Genomic DNA, 6,948 nt, shown 5'->3' on the forward strand with positions numbered 1-6,948 from the left:
GGAGATGTGTATAAGAGACAGGTATAGAGAATTAGAAAAAGCATTGGATAAAACAATTTTTTCAAACTATCCTGATGTTGAAACATTCCTCACTCAAGAGATAAAAGAGCTAATCGGAGAAAGAACAAAAGATTTTTATGAGTATATTGATAAACAATTTTATGAAAGCTATAAAAATACTGCCGTACCTCCCGAAATAGTTGTAAAGCACCGTGAAGACTTTTATAGCTCGTTTCTATTTCTCCCTGCTAGATTACAAAAATTTATAGCTTTATGGAGCATACTAACAGAAACTGAACAAGAAAATATAGGTAAAACTATTGAATTATTAGCTATGAGAGGAAGATAAAAATCCCCCATATTCGCCTATAGCAACCCCATCCCATGGTCTATTGTGCAAAAACGGTGGAAATTAAAGAATAGAAAGCCAATTTTACAGACTAAAGCGCAAAAAACGGCAAAATTGCAAAATAGCAACAAAAAAAGGTAAGTCAATACCCTTACCTTTAATCAAGACTAATATAATCAACCTAATTGAACCAGATGGTGCTGATGTTAACTCTCTATACACTATAGAGGACGCACCCTATAAGATGATTACAACATCATTATACCACTCTTGCATTTAAAATACGACCTATAGCATACCCACGCGCCACAATGTTCAACAATCCTGAAGCGCGTGGATTCTCGTGGTTCGCTCAAACTTCAAGCCTATATAAGCCCCATATCTACTAATTTTTTTGATGTCAACAAATGTCAACCACTTACAATGTTTTAGAAAGGACTACCATGGTTAAAATCAACGCAAACGGTAAAGAAATCACTTTACTAGCCAATAATACTGATTATGTTAGCTTGACAGATATAGCTAAATATAAAAATAGCGAAGATCCTAGAATAGTTATTTCAAACTGGCTTAGTAGTTATGCTACTATAGACTTTTTAGCAACTTGGGAAAGTATTAATAACCCAAATTTTAACCGTATGGAATTCCATACGGTTAGAAATGAACCTGGTAGGCTTGTAATGACTTCTAAACAATGGATAGAAAGAATGAACGCCATCGGTATCACTTCAAAAGCTGGACGCTATGGTGGAACATATGCCCACTCAGACATAGCCTTTGAGTTTGCTTCTTGGATTTCCCCAGAGTTCAAACTCTACATCATTCAAGACTATCAACGGCTTAAACAAGAAGAGGCCTATAGAAATCAGTTAGATTGGCAAGTGAACCGCTATATTTCAAAACTCAATTACACAATACAAACTGATGCAATTAAAGAAAATATTGTCCCAACACTACAGCCGTCTCAAATATCATACGCTTACTCCTCTGAAGCTGACTTGGTTAATGTTGCCTTGTTCGGTATGACTGCCAAAGAATACAAGAAAGCTTTCCCAGAAAAAGACGGTAATCAGCGAGATAATGCCACTATTGAACAGTTATTAGTTCTTAATAATTTACAAAGTCTTAACGCTGAAATGATAAAACAAGGGCTATCACAAAGCAACCGCCTAACTGAACTCAATAGAATCGCCAAAGAACAGTTAGAGGTACTTTACAAAAACAATCAAAAAGCTCTGGACAATCTAAAGCGCCTAGCCGATAAATAGCCCCATATCCGCCTTGTTTCCTACTCTGATATTATTTACCGTCTGACTCTTTAAAATCGAATACAGGGCAATCTGTGAAGCCCTAGCATGATTTAAACCACAATCTAAAACCTCTTTGATAATAGCTTGCCTGCTGATGTATTTTAGAAAGGTTTATCATCATGAAAATAACTGAAGTTATAAAAAAAGACGGTAGTAAAGTTTACCGTACTAATGTATATCTAGGAGTTGACCAGGTAACAGGAAAGAAAGTTAAAACTAAGGTAACGGGGCGGACACAAAAGGAAGTTAAGCAGAAAGCTACTCAAGAAAAAATTGCTTTTCAGAAAGCAGGATCTACTAGACAAAAGGCTAGCACCATAAAAAACTATCAAGAATTAGCCAATCTCTGGTTAGAAAGTTATAAGAATACGGTTAAGCCAAACACTCAAGGCAATGTCAGAAAGCTAATTGATAATCATATATTGCCTATTTTTGGGGCTTACAAGCTCGATAAGCTCACTACTCCACTTATCCAGTCAATTATCAACGAACTTGCTGACAAGACTAATAGAGGGGAAAAAGGGGCTTTTCTACATTATGACAAGATACACGCTTTAAACAAACGTATCTTACAGTATGGCGTAACCATGCAGGCTATACCGTCCAATCCTGCGCGTGATGTGGTTTTACCTCGTAACACTCAGAAAGCAAAGCGGAAAAAAGTAAAGCACTTTGAAAATCAAGAACTAAAAAAGTTTCTTGGTTATCTCGAGAATTTAGATAGCGATAGATATCGTTACTACTATGAGACAACGCTCTATAAGTTCCTATTGGCTACTGGTTGCCGTATCAATGAAGCTTTAGCTCTTTCCTGGTCTGATATAGATTTAGATAATGCCGTGGTACATGTTACCAAAACACTAAATCGTGATTTAGAAATTAATAGCCCAAAATCTAAGGCTAGTTATCGGGATATAGATATAGATCAAGCGACTGTTAGCATGCTAAAGCAGTACAAACTGCGCCAAACTAAAGAGGCTTGGAAGATAGGGAAACGTGAAAGCGTGGTATTTTCTGATTTCATTCATGAGTATCCTAGCAGTTCAAGACTTAAAAGAAGATTGCAAACACATTTTAAGCGTGCTGACATTCCTAACATTGGCTTTCACGGATTCCGTCACACTCACGCTAGTCTCTTGCTTAACTCTGGTATTCCTTACAAAGAACTCCAGTACCGCCTAGGTCATTCCACTTTATCAATGACCATGGATATATACAGCCACCTCTCAAAAGAGAACGCAAAAAAAGCAGTATCATTCTACGAAACTGCACTAAAAGCACTATAGGGGGAGCAAAAAGGGGAGCAAATTTAAAAATCAACATTTCAAGACAAAGTAAAAATCCAATAGCAACAGGATTTTTGTTAGATTTATTTTGAAAAAGGCCGATTTTGTAGTATAATAGTACGGTGTGAAAAAATCTGAAAAATGAGAAAGGATAAGGGATATGAAACAAGTTTTTCTCTCTACAACAACTGAATTTAAAGAGATCGATACACTTGAACCGGGTACTTGGATCAATCTCGTCAATCCAACTCAAAATGAATCACTCGAAATCGCCAACGCCTTCGATATCGATATTGCCGACCTCCGAGCACCGCTCGATGCGGAAGAAATGTCTCGTATTACCATTGAAGACGAGTACACCCTGATTATCGTTGACGTGCCTGTCACAGAAGAAAGAAATAACCGCACCTACTACGTCACCATCCCGCTTGGTATTATCATCACTGAGGAAACCATTATCACTACGTGTTTGGAACCATTACCAGTCCTTGATGTCTTTATCAACCGTCGTTTGCGTAATTTCTATACCTTCATGCGCTCACGTTTTATCTTCCAGATTCTCTATCGCAATGCAGAACTTTACCTAACAGCCCTTCGTTCGATTGACCGTAAGAGTGAACAAATCGAAAGTCAACTGCATCAATCAACTCGTAATGAAGAATTGATTGAGCTCATGGAATTGGAAAAAACTATCGTCTATTTCAAGGCTTCCCTCAAAACAAATGAGCGTGTGATTAAGAAATTGACCAGCTCAACCAGCAATATCAAGAAATACCTTGAGGACGAAGACCTGCTTGAAGATACCCTGATTGAAACCCAACAGGCCATCGAGATGGCAGACATTTATGGAAACGTCTTGCACTCTATGACAGAGACCTTTGCCTCTATCATTTCCAACAACCAGAACAACATCATGAAAACCTTGGCCCTTGTGACCATCGTCATGTCCATCCCAACCATGGTCTTTTCTGCCTACGGGATGAACTTTAAGGATAATGAAATCCCCCTAAACGGCGAGCCTAATGCCTTCTGGTTAATCGTCTTTATCGCCTTTGCTATGAGTGTCTCGCTCACTCTCTATCTCATCCATAAAAAATGGTTCTAAGAGGAGTTCCTATGTCTCAGATTGATCTACAAAAATTAACAAAGAAAAACCAAGAGTTTGTCCACATCGCTACCCAACAATTCATCAAAGATGGAAAAACAGACGCTGAAATCAAGGCTATTTTTGAGGAAGTTATTCCCCAAATCCTTGAGGAGCAAGCCAAGGGTACGACTGCTCGTTCCCTCTATGGCGCACCGACCCATTGGGCTCATAGTTTCACTGTCAAGGAACAATATGAAAAAGAGCATCCAAAAGAAAATGATGATCCAAAACTCATGATTATGGACTCAGCTCTTTTCATCACTAGCCTCTTTGCCCTCGTCAGCGCCCTCACAACCTTCTTCTCAGCAGATCAAGCTTTCGGCTATGGATTGATTACCCTCCTCTTAGTTGGACTGGTTGGGGGATTTGCCTTCTACTTGATGTACTACTTTGTTTACCAATACTATGGACCAGATATGGATCGCAGTCAACGCCCACCTTTCTGGAAATCTGTACTGGTTATCCTAGCTTCTATGTTTCTTTGGTTGCTTGTCTTCTTTGCAACAAGCTTCCTACCAGCTAACCTTAACCCAGTACTTGCTCCATTACCACTAGCTATTATCGGAGCATCCCTCCTAGCCCTTCGCTTTTATCTCAAGAAACGCTTGAACATCCGCAGCGCAAGTGCAGGACCAACACGTTACTAAGAAAAGGAAAGAGCTATGGCATATAGTCAATCTTTAGCTCAGCAGATTCGAAAAATTCTAGCGCTCAAACTTCCTCCCCAAATTTTCGAAGAAGAGCTAGAAGAAAAGAAGCTGTTTGGTGGCCTGGCCTTTATGATTCGTGGTAAAATGGTCCTTACTGTCAGTTCCAGAAAGGATGAACTGGTTATGGTCAGAATTGGCAAGGAAATGGAGAAGCAAGTTCTACCCCGAACAGGAGCTCATACTACATTGATGAGGGGGCGCCTTTATCATGGGTATATAGACTTAGATATAGAAGGCCAAAAAGAATTGCCTTACTGGATTGATTTGGCTCTCTCCTATAATCAAGAGTTGACCAAGTAACTCATATCTAGCGAGATTACTGATTAGAAAACGAAAAGCAACTGTACCAGCGGTTGCTTTTTCACTTGCTTGCCTACAAGCTTCCCTCTACCCTTTTCCCTATAGTTTTCTCCCATCTTTTATGATAAAATAGGCTCAATCAATTTCTAGGAGGAAGAAATATGGTTTCTACTATTGGTGTTGTTAGTTTATCTAGTGGCATTATCGGAGAGGACTTTGTCAAACACGAAGTGGACTTGGGTGTCCAACGTCTCAAGAACCTGGGACTCAATCCTACCTTTTTGCCTCATTCGCTAAAAGGATTAGACTTTATCAAGGACCATCCTGAAGCTCGTGCAGAGGATTTGATTCATGCCTTTTCTGATGATAGCATCGACATGATCCTATGCGCCATCGGTGGAGACGATACCTATCGCTTACTACCTTATCTTTTTGAAAATGACCAACTACAAAAGGTTATCAAACAAAAAATTTTTCTTGGCTTCTCGGATACAACCATGAACCATCTCATGTTGCATAAACTAGGAATCAAAACTTTTTATGGTCAATCCTTCTTAGCAGACATTTGTGAATTAGACAAGGAGATGTTGCCCTATAGCCTTCACTACTTTAAAGAATTGATTGAGACGGGAAGAATCTCAGAAATCCGCCCTAGTGACGTTTGGTATGATGAAAGGACTGACTTCAGTCCCAAGGCTCTGGGGATACCTCGTGTCAGTCATGCAAATACCGGTTTTGAATTATTGCAAGGAACTGCCCAGTTCGAGGGAAAAATCCTCGGTGGTTGCCTCGAATCCCTCTACGATATCTTTGACAACTCTCGATACACAGATAGCGCGGAGCTCTGCCAAAAATACAAACTTTTCCCTGACTTGTCAGACTGGGAAGGAAAGATCCTCTTGCTCGAAACAAGTGAAGAAAAGCCTGAGCCGGAAGACTTCAAAAAGATGTTGCGAACTTTAAAGGACACTGGCATATTCGCGGTCATCAATGGACTCTTGGTCGGAAAACCTATGGATGAAACTTTCTATGACGACTATAAAGAGGCACTATTGGATATCATTGATAGCAATATCCCGATTGTCTATAATTTGAATGTCGGCCACGCAACTCCAAGAGCAATTGTCCCCTTCGGAGTTCACGCCTATGTAGATGCAAAGGAGCAAATCATTCGCTTTGACTATAACAAAAAATAAATAGTTTCTCTATTTTTGTGCTTTTGTATTCGTTTTCGTTACAATTTGTATCTGAATTTATTGCATTTCGCTAATTTCTATGATATCCTTTTGAAGGAGGTGTATATGACAAAACAAAAAATTAATCGAATCGTAGGTTCTATTGGTGCCTTTATTGGAATTATAGTATTTATTGCCTACATACCTCAAATTATCGCTAATTTACAGGGAAATAAAGCTCAACCATTTCAACCTTTATCAGCTGCTATATCTTGCTTAATCTGGGTTATTTATGGATGGACAAAGGAACCTAAGAAGGATTGGATACTAATCATTCCAAATTCAGCTGGTGTTATTTTAGGTGGAATCACTTTTTTGACTTCACTCTAACAAATCTAATAGTATATATAAAAAGCTGGGAAAAATTTCTCAGCTTTTTTCTATATTCTCAGATATGCTAGTTACCTGTACACACTAATTCCTGCTTTTCCATTCACAATCATTCTCGTGGTCATCAACTAGCCCTGCAGCCTGTAGAAAAGACAAGACAGCGACTGGTCCTGTGAACTTGAAGCCTCGTTTTTTGAGATCTTTGGCTAATTTCTCAGACAAAGGTGTTTTAGCTGGGGCTTGGCGGTAATCGGGAACATCGTTAACAATCGTTTTCCCCT

At 39.1% G+C, this 6,948-nt stretch carries 8 protein-coding genes and 1 pseudogene; 8 read left to right on the forward strand and 1 reads right to left on the reverse strand.

Annotated features, from left to right (window positions below; genetic code table 11):
• The 8 genes and pseudogenes from QZ359_RS09445 to QZ359_RS09480 form a co-directional block, all read left to right on the forward strand.
• Window positions 1-349 (forward strand): annotated as a pseudogene (locus tag QZ359_RS09445) (XRE family transcriptional regulator); the annotation flags it as partial.
• A 443-nt stretch (window positions 350-792) separates the two neighbouring features.
• A complete protein-coding gene (locus QZ359_RS09450; RefSeq protein WP_138705661.1) occupies window positions 793-1,617 on the forward strand; it encodes a KilA-N domain-containing protein in 825 nt (274 codons plus the stop codon).
• 161 nt (window positions 1,618-1,778) lie between these two features.
• A complete protein-coding gene (locus tag QZ359_RS09455; protein ID WP_293965944.1) occupies window positions 1,779-2,945 on the forward strand; it encodes a site-specific integrase in 1,167 nt (388 codons plus the stop codon).
• Between the two features lie 160 nt (window positions 2,946-3,105).
• The gene (locus QZ359_RS09460; RefSeq protein ID WP_000815623.1) at window positions 3,106-4,050 is read left to right on the forward strand and encodes a magnesium transporter CorA family protein; all 945 of its coding nucleotides are present in this window, start codon (window positions 3,106-3,108) and stop codon (window positions 4,048-4,050) included.
• Between the two features lie 11 nt (window positions 4,051-4,061).
• Window positions 4,062-4,739, forward strand: coding sequence for a DUF1129 domain-containing protein (locus tag QZ359_RS09465; RefSeq protein WP_061589632.1), 678 nt, complete (start codon window positions 4,062-4,064; stop codon window positions 4,737-4,739).
• A 15-nt stretch (window positions 4,740-4,754) separates the two neighbouring features.
• Window positions 4,755-5,102, forward strand: a complete 348-nt coding sequence (locus QZ359_RS09470) for a hypothetical protein (RefSeq protein ID WP_000331824.1) — start codon at window positions 4,755-4,757, stop codon at window positions 5,100-5,102.
• 161 nt (window positions 5,103-5,263) lie between these two features.
• Window positions 5,264-6,298, forward strand: a complete 1,035-nt coding sequence (locus tag QZ359_RS09475) for a S66 peptidase family protein (protein ID WP_293965945.1) — start codon at window positions 5,264-5,266, stop codon at window positions 6,296-6,298.
• Between the two features lie 105 nt (window positions 6,299-6,403).
• Entirely contained in the window at window positions 6,404-6,667 is a 264-nt protein-coding gene (locus tag QZ359_RS09480; RefSeq protein ID WP_000166114.1) for a SemiSWEET family transporter, read from the forward strand.
• An 84-nt stretch (window positions 6,668-6,751) separates the two neighbouring features.
• Here QZ359_RS09480 and QZ359_RS09485 read toward each other — a convergent pair.
• The coding region (locus QZ359_RS09485) for a DNA-3-methyladenine glycosylase I (RefSeq protein WP_293965946.1) at window positions 6,752-6,948 on the reverse strand (197 nt) is incomplete at its 5' end.

The sequence above is a fragment of the Streptococcus sp. genome (assembly GCF_019414905.1).
In the GTDB taxonomy this organism is placed as follows: domain Bacteria; phylum Bacillota; class Bacilli; order Lactobacillales; family Streptococcaceae; genus Streptococcus.

Excerpts from the sequence above, each read along its gene's own strand:
- QZ359_RS09460 (WP_000815623.1), top strand. The coding sequence starts at position 3,106 with ATGAAACAAGTTTTTCTCTCTACAACAACTGAATTTAAAGAGATCGAT.
- QZ359_RS09465 (WP_061589632.1), top strand. The coding sequence starts at position 4,062 with ATGTCTCAGATTGATCTACAAAAATTAACAAAGAAAAACCAAGAGTTT.
- QZ359_RS09475 (WP_293965945.1), top strand. The coding sequence starts at position 5,264 with ATGGTTTCTACTATTGGTGTTGTTAGTTTATCTAGTGGCATTATCGGA.
- QZ359_RS09455 (WP_293965944.1), top strand. The coding sequence starts at position 1,779 with ATGAAAATAACTGAAGTTATAAAAAAAGACGGTAGTAAAGTTTACCGT.
- QZ359_RS09450 (WP_138705661.1), top strand. The coding sequence starts at position 793 with ATGGTTAAAATCAACGCAAACGGTAAAGAAATCACTTTACTAGCCAAT.
- QZ359_RS09470 (WP_000331824.1), top strand. The coding sequence starts at position 4,755 with ATGGCATATAGTCAATCTTTAGCTCAGCAGATTCGAAAAATTCTAGCG.
- QZ359_RS09480 (WP_000166114.1), top strand. The coding sequence starts at position 6,404 with ATGACAAAACAAAAAATTAATCGAATCGTAGGTTCTATTGGTGCCTTT.